Below are 20,554 nucleotides of genomic sequence, written 5' to 3'. Positions count from 1 at the left end.
CGGGGTGGTTTCCGCCGTGATGACCGGCGTGACGGCGAGCGTGGTGGGTTCCGTCGCGATGACCGGGGTCCGCGTCGCGATGATGAGCGCGGTGGGTTCCGTCGGGACAATGACCGGGGTGGCGACCGCGGTGGTTTCCGCCGTGATGATCGTGGGCCGCGTCGCGATGACGACCGGGGTGGTTTCCGCCGTGATGACCGGCGGGACGGCGACCGTGGTGGGTTCCGTCGGGACAACGATCGGGGCGGCGACCGCGGTGGGTTCCGTCGGGACGACCGGGGTCCGCGCCGGGATGATGACCGGGGTGGCTTCCGGCGGGATGACCGGCGGGGGTATGGCGCCGGGCGTGGGCGGGATGACCGTGGTGGGTTCCGTGGGGACGACCGGGGGCGGGACCGGGAGCCGATCAAGCGGCTGCCGATTCCGGAGGACGTCACCGGGGAGGAGATCGACAAGGATGTGCGGCAGGAGCTGCTGAGCCTGCCGAAGACGCTCGCCGAGGACGTCGCCAAGAACCTGGTGATGGTCGCGAAGCTGCTGGACGAGGACCCGGAGAAGGCGTACGGGTACTCGCGGGTGGCGCTGCGGCTGGCGTCGCGTGTCGCCGCGGTGCGCGAGGCGGCCGGCTTTGCCGCGTACGCCGTCGCGAAGTACGGCGAGGCGCTGGCGGAGTTCCGGGCGGCGCGGCGGATGACCGGCAGCGTCGAGCTGTGGCCGGTCATGGCCGACTGCGAGCGCGGGCTCGGGCGTCCGGAGAAGGCGCTGGCGATGGCCGGTGAGCCCGAGGTGCAGAAGCTGGACCGGGCCGGGCAGGTCGAGATGCGCCTGGTGGCCGCCGGTGCCCGCCAGGACATGGGCCAGCCCGACGCCGCGGTGGTGACGCTGCAGAGCCCCGAGCTGGCGTCGAACGCCGTACACCCGTGGACCGCGCGCCTTCGGTACGCGTACGCGGACGCGCTGCTGGAGGTCGGGCGCGAGGGCGAGGCACGCGAGTGGTTCGCCAAGGCGCTGGAGGCCGACCAGGGCGGGACGACGGACGCCTCGGACCGGCTGGCGGAGCTGGACGGTGTGGAGTTCACGGACGCGCTCGAGGAGAGCGAGGACGAGGACGGCGAGGCGGCCGGGGCGGAGCCCGCGCCGGAGCCCGCGGTCGTGGATGCGGCCGAGGGCGAGGCGGGGCGCGAGGACGGGCAGGCCGACAAGGGCTGACGCGTCTGGCGTGTGACGTGTGAGTGAGGGCGGGACCCCGGTCGGGGTCCCGCCCTTCGTCGTTCAGCGCCTGCGTCAGGGGGAGTTGGGGGTCAGTGCTCGGTGTCGTCCAGGGTGCGCAGGATCAGGCCGGTGGCGGGCTTGGGGCCGAACGAGGTGGACTTGCGGGGCATCGTCACGCCGTGCAGGGCGAGTTGACGGACCGTCTCCTCCGAGGTGGGGCGCATCAGGACGGCCGTGCCGCCGTGGCGTCCGGCCTGTTCGAGGGCGTCCGCGGTGTTGTGGATGTAGCTGATCTCGGAGGGGTGGTCGGGGATGCGCCAGACCGCGTCGAGGAGTACGGAGTGCAGCACGGTCGCGTCCAACTGCCGCCAGGCCTCGGGGCGGTCGGCGCGGATCGTACGGGCGAGCAGCTCGGGGTCGGGCCGGTCCAGTAGGTGGAAGTCGTCCGCCGCCGTGGGGTCGATGGCGCCGGCGGACAGCAGGAAGGCGCTGCCGCGGGTGGCGTCGAGGGCACCCTGGGCGGCGGCGAGGGGGCCCGGGACCTTGCGGACCCGGAAGGCGTCGCCGAGCTGGTCGAGCGCGTCGGCGAGCGGGAGGTGGGGCAGGACGCGGTGGATGGCGCGTACCTGGAGGGGGTAGCGGGCGGTGTCGACCAGGAGGACCAGGCCGTAGGACCAGGGGGAGCCGTTGGCGGAGGTCTCGCCGTGCTCCTGGCGCAGCCGCTGGTAGGTGGCCCAGCGGTGATGGCCGTCGGCGATCAGGGCGTTGCGGCGGGCGAGGTCCTCGTCCACGGCCGCGAGGTCGGCGGGGTCGGTGACGGCCCACAGGCGGTGCGCGAAGCCGTCCTCGGTGGTCGTGGCGAGCAGCGGCGGCCGCTGGGCGGTGCGTTCGATGACGGCGGTGGCGCCGGTCGCCGCGCCCCTGCCGCGGTAGGACAGCAGCAGCGGCTCGAAGTTGGCGGCGGCCTCGCGCATCAGGGCGGCGCGGTCCTCGACGACTTCGGGGATGACGTCCTCGTGGGGGAGGACGGGCCCGTCCAGGCCGAGCGCGCCGATGATGCCGCGCTGCAGGACGTCGCCCTTGCGTTGCTCGTAGACGTACAGCGCGGGCTCGGTGTCCGGGGCCAGGACGCCCTCCTCGCGCCAGCGGCGCAGCGTCTCGGCGGCCTTGCGGTGGCGGGTGGCCGGGTCGGTGGCCTGGGGGAGGATCAGCCGGACGATGTTGTACGGGTCGGCGGTCTCCAGGTGGCGTACGCCGTCGGGCCTGACCACCACGTCGTACGGCGGCGAGGTGACGGCGGTCAGCGAACTGACCCGGTCCGGCGCGTAGCGCAGTCCGCGGAAGGGGGCGAGGCGGAGGCCGTCGGTGGTGGTCATTGGGAAATGCTATGTCGCCCGCACGTGTGAGGGATGATCGGGGGGAGAGACGGAAACCGGCAGGAAGTGCCCGGGCGCGCAAGGTTGCTTCGTGCGGGGTGCACAGGTGTGAGGAGCGAGACGGCATGAGCGATCGGGTTCGGATGCGGCCCGGAGGGTGCGAGCGTGCGCTGAGCGAGGCGTACGACACGGCGTTGCTGGATCTGGACGGGGTCGTCTACGCAGGGGGCAAGGCGATCGCGCACGCGGTGGCGTCGCTGACGACGGCGCGGGACGGCGGGATGCACCTCGCGTACGTCACCAACAACGCCTCCCGCACGCCGGACGCGGTGGCCGATCAGCTCACCGGCTTCGGGCTGCCGACGGAGCCGGGGGATGTGATCACCTCCGCGCAGGCGGTGGCGCGGCTGATCGCCGAGCAAGTGCCCGAGGGGGCGAGGGTGTTGGCGATCGGCGGCGAGGGGCTGCGGGTGGCGCTGCGCGAGCGCGGGCTGGTGCCGGTGGAGTCGGCCGAGGAGGATCCGGCGGCCGTGGTGCAGGGGTACGACCCGAAGCTGGACTGGGAGCGGCTGGCCGAGGCGTCCTACGCGGTGCAGCGCGGGGTGCCGTGGTTCGCCTCCAACACGGATCTGACGATTCCCAAGGAGCGCGGGATCGCGCCGGGCAATGGCGCGCTGGTGGAGGTCGTACGGATCGCCACGGGTGCCGAGCCGCAGGTGGCCGGGAAGCCGCAGCCGCCGATGCACCGGGAGACGGTGATCCGGACCGGGGCGCAGCGGCCGCTGGTGATCGGGGACCGGCTCGACACGGACATCGAGGGTGCCTACAACGGCGGCGTGGACTCGCTGTTGGTCCTCACCGGCGTCACCACCGCCGCGGAGCTGCTGGCCGCGCCGCCGCAGCACCGGCCGACGTACGTGGACGCCGATCTGCGCGGGGTGCTCACCGGGCAGCCCGGTGTCGAGGAGGCGGACTCCGGCTTCCGGTGCGGGGGTTGGACCGCTTCGGTGGCCGACGGCGAGTTCGCCGTGGAGGGGGAGGGCGATGTGCTCGACGGGCTGCGGGCGCTGTGCGCGGCGGCGTGGACGGCGGCCGGGGACGGCAGCTGCACGGCCGATGCGGGCAAGGCGCTGGCCCGTATCGGGCTGTGAGGGCTCTGCTTCGAGCGTTCCGCTCGCGGTGCGGTCGGGGAACTGCGGGCTGTTTCGGGAGGGGCGGTGGCGCCCACGCGGCGGAGCCGCACAGCGATGCTGCCCCTTAGCCGGGCCTGGGAGCGCAGAAGGGCCCGCTCCTTCGATGGAGCGGGCCCTTACGGCAGGTGGTGGCGATCAGCCCTCGTCGGGGGCGGCGGTGCCTGCCGTCGCCTCCTCGATGAGGTCCTCCTCGGTGGCGCCGCGCCGCCAGTAGCCGGTGAACTCCACGGACTTGCGGTCGAAGGCGCGCTCGCGCACCAGGTGGCGGCGGAGGGCGCGTACCGTACCGGCCTCGCCCGCGATCCAGGCGTACGGGGTGCCCTCGGGCAGCTCGGCGGAGCGCACCGCGTCCAGGACCAGTTCCGTACGGTCCTTGCCCGCGCCCTCGCGCACCAGCCAGGTGATGTCGGCGTCGGCGAAGGTGGGCAGTTCCTGGCGGTCCTCGGCGTGCGGGACCTCGATCCACACCTTGGCCTTGGTGCCGGGGGAGAGCCAGGACAGGATCCCGGCCACGGCCGGCAGCGCCGTCTCGTCCGCGGTGAGCAGGATCCAGTCGGTGCCGGAGGGCGGGCGGAAGTCCACGCCCCCGTTGTCCTCGACGGTCGGGGCGAGGACGGTCAGGCGGTCGCCGGGCCGTGCGTGCGCCGCCCAGCGGGAGGCGGGGCCGCCGGCCGCGTCGGTGCCGTGCCCATCGCCGTGCAGGGCGAAGTCCACGTCGAACTCCCCGTCCTCGCGGCGGTGTTCGCGGACCGTGTACGAGCGCATGATGCTGCGTTCGGCAGGGTCCTGCGCACGCCAGGCGGGGTACCAGCCCTCGCTCTGGTCCTCGAAGACGGGCATGTCCTGGTGCGGCTGCGGGAGGAAGAGTTTGAAGCGCTGGTCACGGCCGCCGGCCGCCATCTCGCCGAGCTGCTCGCCGCCGAAGGTGACCCGGACCATGGAGGGGCTGAGCCGTTGCGCGCGGACGACGTGGACATCGAAGAAGCGGAACGGAACGGTGGCGGGGGCGGCGGTCGTGGTGGACATGCGGGGAAATCCTCCCGGGGTTCAGCTCGTGCGGCTGGTGGAACGGTTCAGCTGACCTTCTTGGCGCTCTCGATCGCTTTGGCGAGGGACTCGATGATCGGTGCGGAGCCCGCGTAGGAGAAGCGCGGCTCGCTGGACCAGGGAATGATCTGTCCGGCCTTGACGGCGGGCAGCTGGCTCCAGGACGGCTTGCCGGCCAGCTCCTTGGGCTGGAGGGCCGAGGTGCGGTTGTCCAGCAGGAGGACATCGGCCTTGTACTTGCCGGCGTTCTCCCAGCTCTGGCTCTCGAAGTAGCCGGCCCTGTCCAGCTTGTCCGGCACGATGATGTCCACGCCCAGGGAGCGGAAGTACATCAGGTCGGCGTTCATGCCCGGGTTGGAGGCGTAGAAGAGGTCCGGGCTGCCGGAGCAGGCCAGCACCTTGAGCGGGCGGGACTTGGCGGCCTCGCGCAGGGACTGGGAGGCCTTCTCGAAGCGGGCCTTGGCGTCGGTGACCTTCTTGGCCTTCAGGTCGGCGCCCAGGGACCGGGCCAGCTCGGCGTAACGCTCGATGATCTTGAGCAGGGAGACCCGGGAGGCGGTGATCGCGACGGTCTTGGCGAGCGGGACGATCTTGTCCTTGCTGGCCTCCGGGACGAACCACAGGGCGCCCGGCTCGTACATGTTCGTGATCAGCAGCTCGGGGTTGAGCTGGGCGTACTTCTCGACGCTGAACTGGTCGAACTTGTTGCCGAGGATGGTGACCTTGTTGACGTCCAGGTCGCCGGCCTGCGGGTCGGGCTTGCCGTCGGGCAGCTTGGTCGGGCCGAAGACGCCGACGATCTGGTCGTCGATGCCGAAGTCGTGCAGCGCGGCGGCGGTGCCGGTGAAGGCCACGATGCGCTGCGGTACGGACTTCAGGCTCACCTTCTCCTTGCGGTCGTCGGTGAAGGTCCAAGGGCCGCTCTCGGCACCCTCCTTGGCCGCCCCCGCGCCCTTCCCCCCGTCCTTGTCCCCGCACGCGGCGAGCAGGGCGCCGATGCCGACGGCGCCGCCTGCGGCCATCAGGCCGCGGCGGGACAGAGTTAGGGTGCGGGGGGTGCTCATGGGTGATGCGCTTCTTCCTGAACGGTGCTGTCGGAGGGCTTGAAAGCCGATCGTGAGGGTAGGCTAACCTAACCGTTGTGTTGGTTGACAGCCCCCCTGAAGCCGAAGCATCGCGCGGTGCGCCCCAGGCCACCGAGGCACCACGTCGGCGATACGCCGCGCGCTCAGCGGGGCTGATCGCCTCCCTGGGCGTACTGGCCGTCATCACCGTCCTCGGCATAGCCATCGGCGCGAAACAGATACCCCTCGACCAGGTCTGGCACGGGGTCTTCCACTACTCCGGCACCGACACCGACGTGATCATCCGGGACGTACGGCTGCCGCGCACCCTGCTCGGACTGATGGTCGGCGCCGCCCTGGGCCTGGCGGGCACCGTGATGCAGGCGCTGACCCGCAACCCCCTCGCGGACCCGGGCATCCTCGGCATCAACGCGGGCGCGGCGGCCGCCGTGGTCTCCGCCATCAGCTTCTTCGGCATCACCTCGCTGACCGGATATGTGTGGTTCGCCTTCCTGGGCGCCGCGGTGGTCTCGGTCGCGGTCTACATCCTGGGCGGCACCCGCAGCGCCACGCCCGTACGGCTCGCGCTGGCCGGCACCGCGGTCACCGCCGTCCTCATCGGCTACATCAACGCGGTCAACCTCATGGACACCGCGGCGCTGGACAAGATGCGCTTCTGGACGGTGGGTTCGCTGGCCTCGGCCACGATGACCACCGTCAACCAGGTCGCGCTGTTCCTCGCGGTGGGCGCGGTCATCGCGCTCCTGATCGGGCGGCCGCTGAACGCCATTGCGCTGGGCGACGACCAGGCGCGGGCGCTGGGCGCCAAGCTGACCCGCACCCGGGTGCTGGCGATGATCGTCGTCACCCTGCTGTGCGGCGGGGCGACCGCGGCCTGCGGCCCGATCGTCTACGTCGGGCTGATGGTGCCGCATGTCGTACGCGCCATCACCGGGCCCGACCTGCGCTGGATCCTGCCGTACTCCGCGGTGCTCTCGCCGGTCCTGCTGCTGGGCGCCGACATCGTGGGCCGGGTCGTCACCCGGCCCGGCGAACTCCAGGTCGGCATCGTCACGGCCGTCATCGGCGGACCGGTCTTCATCTATCTCGTACGACGGCGGAGGATGGCCCAGCTGTGAACGCCCAAGCTGTGAAGCCCGAGCGGGCCGACGACGCCACCGAGGGCGCCGCGCCCGAGCACGTGAGTGCCAGGCCGGTGCGGGCGGTGCGCCTGCGCAACGGGATCTCGCTGCGGGTGGACACCCGGGCCGTCGTCGTCGCCGTCGCGCTGGTGGTGGTGGCGCTGGCCGCCGCCGTCGCGCTCATCGGCACCGGGGACTTCTCGATGTCGCCGGGCGAGGTGCTCAGCACCCTCACCGGCGGCGGCACCACCGCGCAGGAGTTCATCGTCCAGGACCTGCGGCTGCCGCGCGTCCTGGTCGGGCTGCTGGTCGGCGTCTGCTTCGGACTCGCCGGGGCGCTCTTCCAGACCATCTCCCGCAATCCGCTGGGCAGTCCGGACGTCCTCGGCTTCAACCAGGGCTCCGCCGTCGGCGCCCTGTTCGTCATCGTCTACCTGCAGGGCGACTCCTTCGCCGTGGCCGGCGGCGCGGTCATCGGCGGCATCGTCACCGGGCTCGCCATCTTCCTGCTCGCCTGGAAGCGCGGCATCCACGGATACCGCTTCGTCCTGGTGGGCATCGGCGCCGCCGCCATGCTGCACGCGGTCATCCTGTACCTGATGACCAAGGCGAACATCGTCGAGGCGACCCGGGCCACGACCTGGATGACCGGTTCGCTCAACGGGCGGGACTGGGCACAGGTCTGGCCGCTGCTCGCGGTGTGCGCCGTACTCGTACCGCTGGCGCTGGTCTACGGGCGGCCGCTGCGGATGCTGGAGATGGGCGACGACGCCGCGTACGCGCTGGGCGTCAAGGTCGACCGGGTGCGCATCGTGCTGCTGAGCGTGGCCGTGCTGCTGACCGCCGCGGCGACCGCGGCGGCCGGGCCGATCTCCTTCGTGGCGCTGACCGCGCCGCAGCTGGCCCGGCGCCTGACCCGCTCGCCCGGGCCCAATCTGCTGTCCTCCGCCCTCATGGGCGCCGCCCTGCTCGTCGCCGCCGACTGGCTCTCGCAGCGGGTCTTCGGCGCCGACCAGCTGCCGGTGGGTGTCTTCACCGGTGTCGTCGGCGGCGTCTACCTGCTGTGGCTGCTGGGCTCCGAGCGCAAGGCGGGGCGGATATGAGCCGGCCGGACCGGCCCGCCGCGCGACCCGATACCCGCGGGGCTCCTCCCCCTGGCCACCATGGCCGTTCAACCCCCAGGAGTGCTGAAGTGAGCCGTCTTTCGGCCGAGAACGCGACCCTCGCCTACGACCAGCGGGTCATCGCCGAGAATCTGTCGGTCGCCATTCCGGACCGGTCCTTCACCGTCATCGTCGGGCCGAACGCCTGCGGCAAGTCCACGCTGCTGCGCGCCCTGTCGCGGATGCTCAAGCCGACCGCGGGAACGGTTCTGCTGGACGGCGCCTCCATCGGCTCGCTCCCGGCCAAGAAGGTCGCCCGCACCCTGGGCCTGCTGCCGCAGACCTCCATCGCGCCGGACGGGATCACCGTCGCGGACCTGGTGGCCCGCGGCCGCTACCCCCACCAGGGCCTGCTGCGCCAGTGGTCCTCCGAGGACGAGCGGATCGTCAAGGAGTCGATGGCGGCGACCGGCGTCGGCGAGCTGGCGGAGCGCTATGTCGACGAACTCTCCGGCGGGCAGCGGCAGCGGGTGTGGATCGCGATGGCCCTCGCCCAGCAGACGCCGCTGCTGCTCCTGGACGAGCCGACCACCTACCTGGACATCCAGCACCAGATCGAGGTGCTGGATCTGTGCGCCGAGCTGCACGAGGAGCAGGGGCGCACGCTGGTGGCCGTGCTGCACGACCTCAACCACGCGGCGCGCTACGCCACGCACCTGATCGCGATGCGGGACGGCAGGGTCGTCGCGGAGGGCACCCCGCGGGAGGTGGTCACGGCCGAGCTGGTGGAGCGGGTCTTCGGGCTCAAGTGCCAGATCATCGACGATCCGGAGACGGGGACGCCACTGGTGATCCCGGCCGCGCGCAGGGCGCGGGCGGGGGAGTCGGAGAGGGCGGACGCGGCCGTGGCGGAGTCGGAGGGCGCGGACGGGACGGGCAAGGCGGCTGCGGCGGCTGGGGACGGGCGTACGGACGAGGCCGCCGAGGGCAGCCGTACGGCCGTGGCTACAGCAAAGTCCTGAGGCGCAGCAGGTCGCGCAGGCCGGCCTCCAGCTTGACGCGGCCGCTGCCCCAGGCCCGCGCGAAGTTGAGCCGGCCGTCCACCAGCGCGATCAGGTCGTCGCCCGCCATCGTCAGCCGGATCTGCGCCCGCTCGGGCGGCGGTCCAGGGACGCTGGTGACGTCCTGGATGCTGCCGTCGGCCAGGCGCCCGAGGAAGGTGACGTCGAGGTCGGTGATCCGGCAGCTCAGCGAGCGGTCCAGCGCGGCGGCGCCGCGGACCTGGCCGTTGGCGGTGGAGAGGTTGTGTGCCAGGCGGTCGAGAGCGGCGCGGCACTGGTCGAGGGTTGCCATCGTGATCGACGATACGCCAGGTCGGGTACGGCTCGTACGCCGGTGGCGGGACAGTTCGAGGTAGCGTCGGGGGCATGGAAGAGCCGACGTCGGAGCCGGGGGCACAGGAGTCCACCGGTGCGCCGGACGGGCCGGGTAGGCCGGATGTGCTGGATGGGACGAGCGAGGCGGGCGAGGTGGGGATGACCGCTGTGGCGGAGGTTGCCGACGAGCCCGCCGTAACCGCCGGACCTGCCGCATCCGCCTCCGAGGGACCCGTACAGCCTGCCGGACCGCGGCCGATCGGGGTGCCCGTCACGCCCACCGGCCACGGCGCGGTGGACGAGCAGCTGCGGCGGCTGGCCGATGCCGACCACCTCGCCGCCAGCGGGCATCTCCAGGTGTACGAGGATGTGCACCGTGGGCTGCGTGACGCGCTGGCCGCCCTCGACCAGCGCCCCGGGCCGCCCGCGCCTCCCGGAACGCCGGGGAACACCCCGGGCCCCGGGGCTTTTGCTACGTACGACAACAGGAGCTGAACCACAGGTGGCAGGAGTGGCACGACGCCGACTCGACGCGGAGCTGGTGCGCCGCAAGCTGGCCCGCTCGCGGGAGCACGCGAGCCAGCTGATCGCCGCGGGGCGGGTGACCGTCGGCGGCACGACCGCGACCAAGGCCGCCACCCAAGTGGAGACCAGCGCGGCCGTGGTCGTGCGCGAGGACGAGGGCGACCCGGACTACGTCTCGCGCGGCGGCCACAAACTCGCCGGTGCCTTCGCGGCCTTCGTGCCCCAGGGGCTCAAGGTCGAGGGGCGGCGGGCGCTGGACGCGGGCGCCTCGACCGGCGGTTTCACCGACGTACTGCTGCGGGCCGGCGCGGGGCATGTCGTCGCCGTGGACGTGGGCTACGGGCAGCTCGCCTGGTCGCTGCAGAGCGATGAGCGGGTCACCGTCAAGGACCGCACGAACGTACGCGAGTTGACGCTGGAGCAGATCGACGGCGAGCCCGTCGACCTCGTCGTCGGCGATCTGTCCTTCATCGCGCTGGGGCTGGTGCTGCCCGCGCTGGCGCGGTGCGCGGCGCCGGACGCCGACCTGGTGCTGATGGTCAAGCCGCAGTTCGAGGTGGGCAAGGAGCGGCTGGGCAGCGGGGGCGTCGTACGCAGCCCCGAGCTGCGGGCCGAGGCGGTGCGCACGGTCGCGGGCAAGGCCGCCGAGTTGGGTCTGGGTGTACTGGGTGTGACCGCCAGCCCGCTGCCGGGTCCTTCCGGCAATGTCGAGTACTTTCTGTGGCTGCGCGCCGGGGCGCCTGCACTCGACCCGGCGGATGTCGACCGTGCAGTGGCGGAGGGGCCGCGTTGACCACTACAGAAGAGTTCGCAGGGGCCGAAGAGGGTCAGGTGCGCCAGGCACCGGCGGCGGAGGGGGGAGCGGAGGGGGGCGGGCGTACGGTCCTGCTGCTGACGCACACCGGGCGGCCGGCCGCCATCCGCAGCGCCGAACTCGTCGTCCAGGGGCTGTTGCGCAGCGGGATCGGGGTGCGCGTACTGGCGGAGGAGGCGGTGGATCTGCCGCTGCCGCCGGCCGTCGAGGTGGTCGAGCACGAGCAGTGCGCGGCCGACGGCTGTGAGCTGCTGGTCGTGCTCGGCGGGGACGGGACGCTGCTGCGCGGCGCCGACTTCGCGCGCACGTCCGGGGTGCCGATGCTCGGCGTCAACCTCGGGCGGGTGGGCTTCCTGGCGGAGGCCGAGCGGGACGATCTGGACAAGGTCGTGGACCGGGTCGTGACGCGTTCGTACGAGGTCGAGGAGCGGATGACGCTCGATGTGCTCGTACGCAACAACGGCAGCGTCGTGCACACCGACTGGGCGCTGAACGAGGCGTCGGTGGAGAAGGCCGCGCGCGAGCGGATGCTGGAGGTCGTGACCGAGGTGGACGGGCGGCCCGTCTCGCGCTTCGGCGGCGACGGCGTGGTCTGTGCGACGCCCACCGGGTCGACCGCCTATGCGTTTTCGGCGGGCGGGCCGGTGGTGTGGCCGGAGGTCGAGGCGCTGCTGATGGTGCCGATCAGCGCGCATGCGCTGTTCGCCAAGCCGCTGGTGACCTCCCCCCAGTCGGTGCTGGCCGTCGAGGTGCAGCCCAAGACGCCGCACGGTGTGCTGTGGTGCGACGGCAGGCGGACGGTGGAACTGCCCGCCGGTGCCCGCGTCGAGGTGCGGCGCGGGGCCGTGCCGGTACGGCTCGCCCGGCTGCACCATGCCTCCTTCACCGACCGGCTGGTCGCGAAGTTCGCCCTGCCGGTGGCGGGGTGGCGGGGGGCTCCCCACTAGCGCCCTCCACTAGCGCTCCGCGCTGGGTGCTTCGCTGGAACGGGAAGGGCAGTCAGGGAGCTGCGGGCCGGTGGGGGCTGGGCGCGCCCACGCGGCGGAGCCGCATATCGACGCGGCCCCGCGCTTCTTATGAGCGGGGTCACGCCGCGGCCAGGGCTGCGGTGGCGCGGTGGCGCAGGGCCGTGTGGACCGGTATGCCGGTGGAGAGCAGGGCGAGCAGGAAGGTGCCGCCGGATATCGCGGCGAGGACGGGCAGGGGGAGGTACGGGAGTGAGGTGCCGTATGCCGCCCGGAGCATGGGGGCGAGGGTGAACAGGGCGATGGCGGCGCCCAGGAGCAGGGAGGTGGCCGTGACGACGGCGGACTCCCAGGCGGCCATGGCGCGCACCTGACGCGGGTGGGTGCCGACCAGGCGCAGCAGGGCCAGGTCGCGGCGGCGCTCGGCGGTGACCATGGCGAGGGTGTTGGCGGCGGCTATGGCGGCGAAGGCGGCGTACAGACCCGTGCCGACATAGTCGAGCCAGACCTCGGCCGGCGGGCCCGCCGAACCGGTGTGGTGCTGGGCGGTGGTGTGCATCGCGATCTTGGTGGTGCCGAACGCCACGACCAGGACCAGTGGGACCACCGCGGCGGCGAACCGGCGGGACTGGGTGGTGATGTTGAGCATCGCCAGCTCGGCCGTGCTGCCGAACCGGCCGATGAGCCGGGAGACCAGCCAGGCCGCGGGGCCGATGATGCGCGGGCCGAGCAGGCCGACGCCGACGCAGAACAGCAGCAGGACCAGGAACGAGCCCTGGGCCGCCTTGTCCGGCTGTGTGGACAGCACCCGGGAGACGATCACGGCGCCCGCCACCGCCGCCAGGCCGAGCGGCAGGCGCAGTACGCCCAGGGTGCGGCGGCCCGTCGCGGCCTCGGACAGCGCCCGCGCGGGGCGCAGCGCGGCGAAGCGGACGGCGGAGAGCACCCCGCCCAGCGCGGAGGTGACCACCGCCACCGCCAGGCTCACGGGCAGCGCGAGCCAGCTGAAGCCGAACGCGACCCCGCGCGGGATCAGGCCGTGCGCCACCATGCCCTCGAACCACCAGCGGGCGAGGACCGCGCCCAGCGCGCACCCGGCCAGCGCGGCGGGGACGGCCGCGGTCACGGCCTGCGCGGCGACCGCCCGCCGGATCTGGCGCGGCCGGGCGCCGATCGAGCGCAGCATCGCGAACTCGCGGTGCTGCTGGGCGACGGCCGTGCCCATGGTCGAGGCGATCACGAAAATCGACATGTAGACGGAGCCGATGAGGAGCACGACGGCCATGTCGCCGATGCCGCGCTCGGCCAGCGCGCGGCGGGCGTCGGCGGGCACGGAGCCGGAGCCCGTCGCCGCCAGCATGGTCGTCGTCGCGCTGACGACCGCCGCGGCGAACAGCGCGGTGACGGCGGTCCCCACGAACGCGGGCCGGTGGCCGCGCAGCGCCGCCCGCGCCAGTCCGCTGCCGAGCACCCGACCGCCCGCCGCCGGGCCGCCCGCCGCCGGTCCCCCGACCGTCGGCCTCGCGGCCCGCGTCCCCCCGGGCGTCGTTCCCCTGACCATCTGCACATCCTTCCGACTTGCGTTCGCTGTTCAGCGTGACGCAGGCGAGGGTGGCGGGACCATGAGGCATTCATCCGTTTCCGGGGTGGGGTTTTCCCCAGTACCGCGCCCGTAACGTCCGGTGTCGTCCCCTTGCCGGGCCGGAGCCGGAACGAGGAGAGGCAGGAGGCCGTCGCGGGGCGGGCACCTGACCTCGTAAGGTCGTATCCGTGTTGGAGGAGATGCGGATCCGGTCCTTGGGCGTCATTGACGACGCCGTCGTCGAGCTGTCGCCCGGTTTCACCGCGGTGACGGGCGAGACGGGCGCGGGCAAGACCATGGTCGTCACCAGCCTGGGCCTGCTGCTCGGCGGTCGCGCGGACCCCGCCCTGGTGCGGATCGGCGCCAGATCGGCCGTGGTGGAGGGCCGTATCAAGGTCGGGCCGCAGGCCCCGGCGGCGGTACGGGCCGAAGAGGCGGGCGCCGAACTGGACGAGGGCGCGCTGCTGATCAGCCGCACGGTCTCGGCGGAGGGCCGCTCGCGCGCCCATGTGGGCGGCCGGTCCGTACCGGTCGGGCTGCTGGGCGAGTTGGCGGACGACCTTGTGGCCGTGCACGGCCAGACCGACCAGCAGGGGCTGCTGCGCCCGGCCCGCCAGCGCCAGGCCCTGGACCGCTACGCCGGGGACGCGGTGTCCGTGCCGCTGGCCAAGTACACGGCCGCCTACCGCCGTCTGCGGGCCGTCGCCGTGGAGCTGGAGGAGCTGACGACCCGGGCCCGCGAACGCGCCCAGGAAGCCGATCTGCTGCGTTTCGGGCTGGAGGAGATCGCGGCCGCCGAGCCGCAGCCGGGGGAGGACGCCGAACTGGCCGCCGAGGCCGAGCGGCTCGGCCACGCCGAGTCCCTGGCCTCCGCCGCCTCCCTCGCCCACGGCGCGCTGGCAGGCAACCCGGAGGACCCGGAGGTCGTGGACGCCACCACCCTGGTCGCGGGCGCCCACCGGGCCCTGGAGGCCGTACGCCACCACGACCCGGCCCTGGCCGCGCTCGCCGAGCGGCTGGGCGAGATCGGCATCCTGCTGTCCGACGTGGCGGGCGAGCTGGCCAGTTACGCGGACGGCCTGGACGCCGACCCGCTGCGGCTGGCCGCCGTGGAGGAGCGGCGCGCGGCGCTGACCCACCTCACCCGCAAATACGGCGAGGACATCGGCGCCGTCCTGGCCTGGGCCGAGGAGAGCGCCGGGCGGCTGTCGGTACTGGACGGCGACGACGACCGGATCGGCGAGCTGACCGCCGAGCGGGACGCGCTCCGCGCCGAACTGGGCGACCTGGCGCAGGCGTTGACCGACGCCCGCACGGAGTCGGCCAAGCACTTCGCCGCCGCCGTGACCGCCGAACTGGCCGAACTGGCCATGCCGCACGCCCGGGTGAGCGTCGAGATCCGCCAGGCGCCCGTGGCCGACGGCGCGGACGAGGCCGACGGCATCGAGGTCGGCGGCCGGAGTGTGCTGTACGGACCGGCCGGCGCCGACGAGGTCGAACTGCTGCTGGCCCCGCACCCCGGTGCCCCGCCGCGCCCCATCGCCAAGGGGGCCTCGGGCGGTGAGCTCTCCCGCGTCATGCTCGCGGTCGAGGTCGTCTTCGCCGGTTCGGACCCCGTACCGACCTATCTCTTCGACGAGGTGGACGCGGGCGTCGGCGGCAAGGCCGCGGTCGAGGTCGGCCGCCGCCTGGCCCGGCTGGCCAAGTCGGCGCAGGTCGTGGTCGTCACCCACCTCCCGCAGGTCGCGGCCTTCGCGGACCGCCAGCTGCTGGTGGAGAAGACCAACGACGGCTCGGTCACCCGCAGTGGCGTGACCGTCCTGGAGGGCGAGGAACGGGTCCGTGAACTGTCCCGGATGCTCGCGGGCCAGGAGGACTCCGAGACGGCCAGGGCGCACGCCGAGGAGCTGCTGGAGACGGCGCGTACGGGCCGCTGAGCCCGCGTCGGGTGCCCGGTGCGGGCCGCCGTCGCGCGGCCCGTAGGGTGACGCGTACAGAGCACGGAAGAGGCGTGCGCAAAGCGGAGCGGGGGCAAGACGTGGAGAGCGGGGCAGAGGCGGGCGGCAGGGTGCGCGGGGCGGTCCGGGTGCTCGCCGCGGCGGCCGGGGCGCTGGGGACCACGCGCGCCGTGTACGGAGCCTTCAGGCGCCGCGTGCCGGGCGGCGCCGGACTGTGGGAGCGCAAGAACTACGCGGGGAGCACCGTCGACCTGTACGCCGGGCCCGCAGTGGCCGTCGGCGCGGTGGCCGCGACCCTCGCCGCGCCCGGGCTGCCCGCCCGTACCCGTGGCGCGGCGGCGCTGGCGATGCTCGCCGCCGCGGGCTGCGGAGCGTACGACGACGTGGCGGGCGCGCAGGATGCGCGCCGCGGCTTCGGCGCGCACCTCTCGGCGCTGCGCGAGGGGGAGTTGACCAGCGGCGCCGTGAAGCTGTTCGGGATCGGGGCCGCCGGGCTGGCCGCCGGCGCCCTGCTCAAGGAGCGGCCCGTCGACAAGCTGCTGGCCGGGGTGGTCGTCGCGGGTTCGGCGCATCTGGTCAATCTGCTGGACGTACGGCCGGGCCGGGCCGCATGCGCCGTACTGGCCGTCGGGGCGCCCGGGCTGCTGCGCCGCGGGCCCGCGCGGGCGCTGTCCGCCGCGCCGATGGGGGCCGCGGCCGCGGTGCTGGCCGACGACCTCGGCGAGCGGACCATGCTCGGGGACACCGGCGTCCACGCGCTGGGCGCGGGCCTGGGGCTGGCCATCGTCGCGGGCAACGGCCGCGCGGGTCTGGCCGCGCACGCCATCGGCCTGATCGCGGCCGCGGCCGCCGGTGACCGGGTCAGCCGCGCGGCGGGGGCCGAGGGGGCGTAGGCCGCTGCCCTACGGCGTTGCAGCGCCACAGCCCGGCAGAGCCACCGCACCGCAGGCCCGCAGAGCCACCGCCCCGCAGACCCGCAGAAACTCCGCCCCCGCAGCCCGTCAGAGTCACCATCCCGCAGACTCGCAGCGTCCGGGCCCTGGCGCCCGAGCCCCACAGCCTCACCACCCGTACGACAAAACGGACTTGGCGGACAGTCTGTCCCGCCGCATCCCCATCCCCTCACCAGTCCCTCTGCCTGGGGAGCTACGGCGGATGTGCCGGTCCGTGCGACGGCGTTGTGCGGATCTTCTTCGGTCATCTCCGAACAGCCTCGGGTTGCCGATGTGTTTCGCCTGGGACTGTTCCCGATCGCCGGGACGGGCAGACTTGGCCGAGTTGTCGCCCGTGTGGGTGGTCCCGCGGGCGTTCGGGCGAGCAATGCCACCGGAACGGCTCGTAGCCGGTGCTGAATTGACGCCGCGGGCTGGCATCCTGAATGAGGCGAGTCCGCCCATCCCTCCTTGAATTTCGGACTACCACTCGTGCAACAGGCGTCACACCCGTACGATCCCCCGATCTGCACTCTCCCCCGAACCAGGAGTTCCGCCCAGGTGAGCAGCACACCGGTCCCGTCGCACGGACAGTCGCCGCTGCGCACGGTCCAGGTGCTGGGCCGCGGCGGCGCGGGCAGCGCCGCGCATGTCCGTTCCCTGTCCGCCGGGCTGGTCGCCCGCGGGGTGCGGGTGACGGTCTGCGCCGCGGACGAGACCGAGGAGGTCTACGACTTCACCGGCACCGGCGCGCACTTCGAGCGGGTGGCGCCGCGCACGGACCCGGGCAGCGTCGCCGCGTTGCGCGCGGCCTGCGGCGAGGCGGATCTGGTGCACGCGCACGGTCTGCACGCGGGCCTGCGCGCCTCATTGGCGCTCAGCGGCCGCCGCGTACCCCTGGTCGTCACGCTGCACACCAAGGCGCACGCGAACGGCGCGCTCGCCCGTCTCACCGCCCTGATGGAGCGCCGGGTGGCGCGGGCCGCCTCCGTCGTCCTCGGCGCGTGCTCGGAGCTGGTGGACCGCGCCCGCGAGCGGGGCGCGCGCGATGCCCGCCTGGCGCCCGTCGCCGTACCCCCGCCCCGCCCCGGCACCCTGCCCGACGACCCGGACCGCACGCGCTACAAGGAACGCGCCGAACTGGGCGCCATGGACCGCCCCTTGATCCTGGCCATCGGGCGCCTGGACGCGCACCAGGGGCACGAAGTCCTGCTGGACGCCGCCCACGCCTGGTGCGCGATGGACCCGCAGCCGCTGGTGGTCATCGCGGGGGAGGGCGCCTCGCGCGCGGCGCTGCAGCAGCGCATCGACGCCGAGGGCCTGCCCGTACGCCTCCTGGGCCGCCGCGACGATGTGCTCGAACTCCTCGCCGCCGCCGACCTGGCGGTGCTGCCCAGCCGCTGGGAGGCCCGCTCCCTGATCGCCCAGGAAGCGCTGCGCGCCGGGGTGCCGCTGGTGGCCACCGACGTCGGCGGCACCCGCGAACTGGTCGGCAGGGCCGCCGAACTGGTCCCCTACGGCGATGCCGCGGCGCTGGCCCGTACGGTCGGCGAGCTGCTGGCGGACGGGGCGCGCCAGGAGGCGCTGGCCGAGGCGGGCCGCGCGCAGGCCGCCGAGTGGCCCACCGAGGACGACACGGTCGCGCAGGTGCTCAGCATCTACGACGAGCTGACGCAGAGCGGCCGCTGAGCCGCTCCGTCCGGTCATTGCGCCCCCTGCGCCGGTACGCGGCGGCGGCCGGTTTCGCCCACAGCCGGACCGGTGGACCAGGCCCGAACGGCGGCGGGACGGTGGCCCTATGACCCTTTCCGTCGCACATCTCAGCGATCCGCACCTGACCACCGGCCCCCTCGCGGCCGAGCCGGCCGCCGGGCTGTACCGGGCGCTCGGCCGCGTACTGGCCCTGGACCCCCGGCCGGACTGCGTGGTCGTCACCGGCGACCTGGCCGACCACGGGCACCCCGAGGAGTACGCGGCGCTGCGGGACCTGCTCGACGGCTTCCCGCTGCCGCTGTATCTGCTGCCCGGCAACCACGACGAACCCGCGGCCTTCCTCGACACCTTCGCCGGCGGCCCGTATCTGGCGGAGGCGAAGCAGGCGCACTACGCCGCGGAGCGCCCGGAACTGACGGTCGTGGCGCTGGACTCGCACGCGCCCGGCACCCCCGCCGGGCGGCTCGGCGGCGCGCAGCTGGACTGGCTGGAGCGGGTGTTGGCGAGCCGCCCCGGTATCCCCGCGCTGGTGTGTGTGCACCACCCGCCGGTCGCGGTCGGCATCCCGTACCTGGACGGGATGCGGCTGGCCGACGGCGCGGAGCTGGGGCAGGTCCTGGCACGCCACCAGCGCGTCGTACGGGTCTTGGCGGGGCACGTCCACCGGCCCGTCACCGCGGCGTTCGCCGGGACCACCCTCGCCGTCGCGCCCAGCACCTACCGGCAGAGCGAGCTGGGCCTGCGCGCCGACCGCGCCATGGGCTATCTGCACGAGCCCACCGGCTTCCTGCTGCACCTGCGGGCCGGGGCGCACTGGATTACGCACACCGTGCCGGTCAGCCACGCGGCCGCGCTGACCGTGGGCTTCTAGGTCCCGCCGAACTGCCCCGCCGCACCACCCCGCCGTACTACCCCTCCGTATGGCGGCGCGCCCGCAGCGCGAGGCGCAGGCCCAGTACGGTCTGCGGGTCCTCCAGGTCCGTGCCGAGGAGCTGGGCGATGCGGGCCAGGCGGTCGTAGAGCGTCTGGCGGTTGACGTTCAGGTCGCGTGCCGTCTCGGCCTTGCGGCCCGCGCTGGCCAGATACGCCTCCAGGGTGGGCAGGAGGGGCTGGCGGGCGGTCCGGTCGTGGGTGAGCAGGGGGCCGATGGCGCGGTCCACGAAGTCGGCCAGCACGCCCTGTTCGCCGTGTTCGCGCATCCGCCACAGCAGCAGCTCGATGTCCAGACGGCGGGCGTCGTACCAGGGCTGCCCCGGGAGTCCCTGGGCGGCGGCCGCCGCCTGGGCCGCGTGCCGCAGGCCGGGGCCCGCCGCCGCCCAGTCGCCGGGAGTGCCGATGACCACCACCGGGCGCGGGCCGGCGGGCCGGTCGAGTCCGGCGCGCACCACCCCCGCGTGCAGTGCCGTGGCGATCCGGTCGGCGACCGCGGTGTGGTCCCGGTCCGCGCGGACGCCGACGAGCATCGGGACCCGGCCCTCCACGGGACGTACGCCGAGGAGTACGGGTACGCCGGGGGCCGCCAGCTCCTCGCGCAGGGCCTGGGCCAGCAGCGCCCAGCTGCCCGGGGGCAGGGCCGAGGGCAGCCGCATGACCACCGGGAGGACGGGGTCGGTGCCGGGGCGGAAGCCGAGCAGCCGTGCCTGGGCGGGCGCCTCGGCGGCGGCGATCCGGCCCTCCGCCAGGTCGGCGAGGAAGTCGCCGCGGCCGCGCGCGGCCAGCGCCTCCTCCTGGCGGGACTGGAGCATGACGACCGCCAGGAGGTCGGCGGCGCGCTCGGCCGCGATGCGGTGGACGGGCGCGAGGGGGGAGTTGACGGGGAGCAGGACGAGCCGGGCGCGGACGGCGTCGGGGCCTGGGCCGCCGCCGGGGACGTCCACCCGCAGGCCGGTTTCGCGCAGCCCCTTCCAGGCCTGGAGCGGGTCGGCGTCCGGGGCGCCGCCCGCGCCGTCCGGCCCGGCGGCGTACAGCGGGCTGCCGTCGGGCGCCTCCAGGCACAGCGGATTGCCGGTGAAGGCGGCCAGCAGGCGCAGTACTTCGGGTGCCCCGCCGCCGCGCAGCAGCACGTCCGTACAGTGCCGCAGCACCTCGTCGGCCTGGCGCAGCCGGGTGTAGTGGCTGTTGACGATCTCGGTGTGGATCTCCTCGGTGACCGCGACGTAGGGGACCTCGCGGTGCAGCTGGATCAGGGTCAGGCCGCAGGCCCGCGCGCCGTCGACCATCGCCGGGGGCAGGGAGTCGAAGCGCGCCCCCAGCTCCACGACGAGCGCGGCGATGCGGCGGTCGGCGAGCCGCTGGACGAAGGCGCGCTGTTCGAAGGGGCGGGCGCCGACGCCGAGGCCGGTCGTCAGGAGCAGCTCGCCGCCCTTGAGGAGCGCGGCGATATTGGGGGCGTCGCCGGTGTGCACCCAGCGCACCGCGCGGTCCAGTCCGTCCTCGCCCGCCAGCACCTCGGGCAGGCCGCGCCGCAGCGCGGGCAGCTCCAGTGCCCTGCGTACCGTGATCTCCGCTTCGGTGTTCGCCTCCGGCCCCATGGCGTCGAACGCTACCCGTAT

The 20,554-nt window shown here is 74.0% G+C and carries 18 protein-coding genes and 1 pseudogene; 13 read left to right on the top strand and 6 right to left on the bottom strand.

What is annotated here, in order from left to right; translation table 11 throughout:
* Together AC4IJH_RS16330 and AC4IJH_RS16325 are read left to right on the top strand one after the other, a co-directional pair.
* Positions 1-478, top strand: a pseudogene (locus tag AC4IJH_RS16330) (hypothetical protein); the annotation flags it as partial.
* Positions 415-1,209 carry a tetratricopeptide repeat protein gene (locus tag AC4IJH_RS16325; RefSeq protein WP_490852429.1) on the top strand — a complete coding sequence of 265 codons (795 nt, stop codon included), beginning with the start codon at positions 415-417 and terminating at the stop codon, positions 1,207-1,209. The pseudogene AC4IJH_RS16330 and the gene AC4IJH_RS16325, both read left to right, overlap by 64 nt.
* A gap of 92 nt (positions 1,210-1,301) precedes the next feature.
* On the opposite strand, the gene AC4IJH_RS16320 is transcribed toward AC4IJH_RS16325, so the two are convergent.
* Positions 1,302-2,588 (bottom strand): DUF1015 family protein, encoded by a 1,287-nt coding sequence (locus AC4IJH_RS16320; RefSeq protein ID WP_490852420.1) that lies wholly within the window; start codon positions 2,586-2,588, stop codon positions 1,302-1,304.
* A 125-nt stretch (positions 2,589-2,713) separates the two neighbouring features.
* Here AC4IJH_RS16320 and AC4IJH_RS16315 point away from each other — a divergent pair, with 125 nt between their 5' ends.
* The gene (locus tag AC4IJH_RS16315) at positions 2,714-3,739 is read left to right on the top strand and encodes an HAD-IIA family hydrolase (RefSeq protein ID WP_490852419.1); all 1,026 of its coding nucleotides are present in this window, start codon (positions 2,714-2,716) and stop codon (positions 3,737-3,739) included.
* Positions 3,740-3,916: 177 nt separating this feature from the next.
* On the opposite strand, the gene AC4IJH_RS16310 is transcribed toward AC4IJH_RS16315, so the two are convergent.
* Both AC4IJH_RS16310 and AC4IJH_RS16305 read right to left on the bottom strand, forming a co-directional pair.
* Positions 3,917-4,807 (bottom strand): siderophore-interacting protein, encoded by an 891-nt coding sequence (locus tag AC4IJH_RS16310; RefSeq protein WP_490852418.1) that lies wholly within the window; start codon positions 4,805-4,807, stop codon positions 3,917-3,919.
* A 47-nt stretch (positions 4,808-4,854) separates the two neighbouring features.
* A complete protein-coding gene (locus AC4IJH_RS16305) occupies positions 4,855-5,892 on the bottom strand; it encodes an ABC transporter substrate-binding protein (protein WP_490852417.1) in 1,038 nt (345 codons plus the stop codon).
* Positions 5,893-5,972: 80 nt separating this feature from the next.
* Between AC4IJH_RS16305 and AC4IJH_RS16300 the strand changes: the two genes are divergently transcribed.
* From AC4IJH_RS16300 to AC4IJH_RS16290, 3 genes are all read left to right on the top strand, one after another.
* Positions 5,973-7,031, top strand: coding sequence for a FecCD family ABC transporter permease (locus tag AC4IJH_RS16300; protein ID WP_490852428.1), 1,059 nt, complete (start codon positions 5,973-5,975; stop codon positions 7,029-7,031).
* A gap of 11 nt (positions 7,032-7,042) precedes the next feature.
* Positions 7,043-8,137 carry a FecCD family ABC transporter permease gene (locus AC4IJH_RS16295; RefSeq protein ID WP_490852427.1) on the top strand — a complete coding sequence of 365 codons (1,095 nt, stop codon included), beginning with the start codon at positions 7,043-7,045 and terminating at the stop codon, positions 8,135-8,137.
* Between the two features lie 89 nt (positions 8,138-8,226).
* Positions 8,227-9,159 carry an ABC transporter ATP-binding protein gene (locus AC4IJH_RS16290; RefSeq protein ID WP_490852416.1) on the top strand — a complete coding sequence of 311 codons (933 nt, stop codon included), beginning with the start codon at positions 8,227-8,229 and terminating at the stop codon, positions 9,157-9,159.
* Here the strand turns inward: AC4IJH_RS16290 and AC4IJH_RS16285 are convergent.
* Positions 9,143-9,490 (bottom strand): sterol-binding protein, encoded by a 348-nt coding sequence (locus AC4IJH_RS16285; RefSeq protein ID WP_490852415.1) that lies wholly within the window; start codon positions 9,488-9,490, stop codon positions 9,143-9,145. The genes AC4IJH_RS16290 and AC4IJH_RS16285 overlap by 17 nt on opposite strands.
* 74 nt (positions 9,491-9,564) lie before the next feature.
* On the opposite strand from AC4IJH_RS16285, the gene AC4IJH_RS16280 reads away from it, so the two are divergent.
* From AC4IJH_RS16280 to AC4IJH_RS16270, 3 genes are read left to right on the top strand one after another with little or no spacing between them, the layout of a single operon-like run.
* Positions 9,565-10,008 carry a hypothetical protein gene (locus AC4IJH_RS16280; RefSeq protein WP_490852414.1) on the top strand — a complete coding sequence of 148 codons (444 nt, stop codon included), beginning with the start codon at positions 9,565-9,567 and terminating at the stop codon, positions 10,006-10,008.
* Between the two features lie 7 nt (positions 10,009-10,015).
* On the top strand, positions 10,016-10,831 hold the full coding sequence (locus AC4IJH_RS16275) for a TlyA family RNA methyltransferase (RefSeq protein WP_490852413.1): 816 nt from the start codon (positions 10,016-10,018) through the stop codon (positions 10,829-10,831).
* 38 nt (positions 10,832-10,869) lie between these two features.
* Positions 10,870-11,799 (top strand): NAD kinase, encoded by a 930-nt coding sequence (locus AC4IJH_RS16270; RefSeq protein ID WP_490852426.1) that lies wholly within the window; start codon positions 10,870-10,872, stop codon positions 11,797-11,799.
* A 139-nt stretch (positions 11,800-11,938) separates the two neighbouring features.
* Here the strand turns inward: AC4IJH_RS16270 and AC4IJH_RS16265 are convergent, their stop codons facing one another.
* A complete protein-coding gene (locus AC4IJH_RS16265) occupies positions 11,939-13,378 on the bottom strand; it encodes an FtsX-like permease family protein (RefSeq protein ID WP_490852412.1) in 1,440 nt (479 codons plus the stop codon).
* Positions 13,379-13,599: 221 nt separating this feature from the next.
* Here AC4IJH_RS16265 and recN point away from each other — a divergent pair, with 221 nt between their 5' ends.
* From recN to AC4IJH_RS16245, 4 genes are all read left to right on the top strand, one after another.
* A complete protein-coding gene (recN, locus tag AC4IJH_RS16260) occupies positions 13,600-15,336 on the top strand; it encodes a DNA repair protein RecN (protein WP_490852425.1) in 1,737 nt (578 codons plus the stop codon).
* A 131-nt stretch (positions 15,337-15,467) separates the two neighbouring features.
* On the top strand, positions 15,468-16,250 hold the full coding sequence (locus AC4IJH_RS16255) for a hypothetical protein (protein ID WP_490852424.1): 783 nt from the start codon (positions 15,468-15,470) through the stop codon (positions 16,248-16,250).
* A gap of 600 nt (positions 16,251-16,850) precedes the next feature.
* On the top strand, positions 16,851-17,978 hold the full coding sequence (locus AC4IJH_RS16250) for a glycosyltransferase family 4 protein (protein ID WP_490852411.1): 1,128 nt from the start codon (positions 16,851-16,853) through the stop codon (positions 17,976-17,978).
* A gap of 109 nt (positions 17,979-18,087) precedes the next feature.
* A complete protein-coding gene (locus AC4IJH_RS16245; RefSeq protein WP_490852410.1) occupies positions 18,088-18,873 on the top strand; it encodes a phosphodiesterase in 786 nt (261 codons plus the stop codon).
* Between the two features lie 37 nt (positions 18,874-18,910).
* Here AC4IJH_RS16245 and AC4IJH_RS16240 read toward each other — a convergent pair whose 3' ends face one another.
* Complete coding sequence (locus AC4IJH_RS16240; protein ID WP_490852409.1) at positions 18,911-20,533, bottom strand: PucR family transcriptional regulator; 1,623 nt, start codon at positions 20,531-20,533, stop codon at positions 18,911-18,913.
* Positions 20,534-20,554: the final 21 nt, after the last annotated feature.

This window comes from Streptomyces sp. UF-297 (assembly GCF_058245575.1).
Note: the sequence above shows the minus strand (reverse complement) of the source record. Positions and strands in the feature narration are given on the sequence as shown.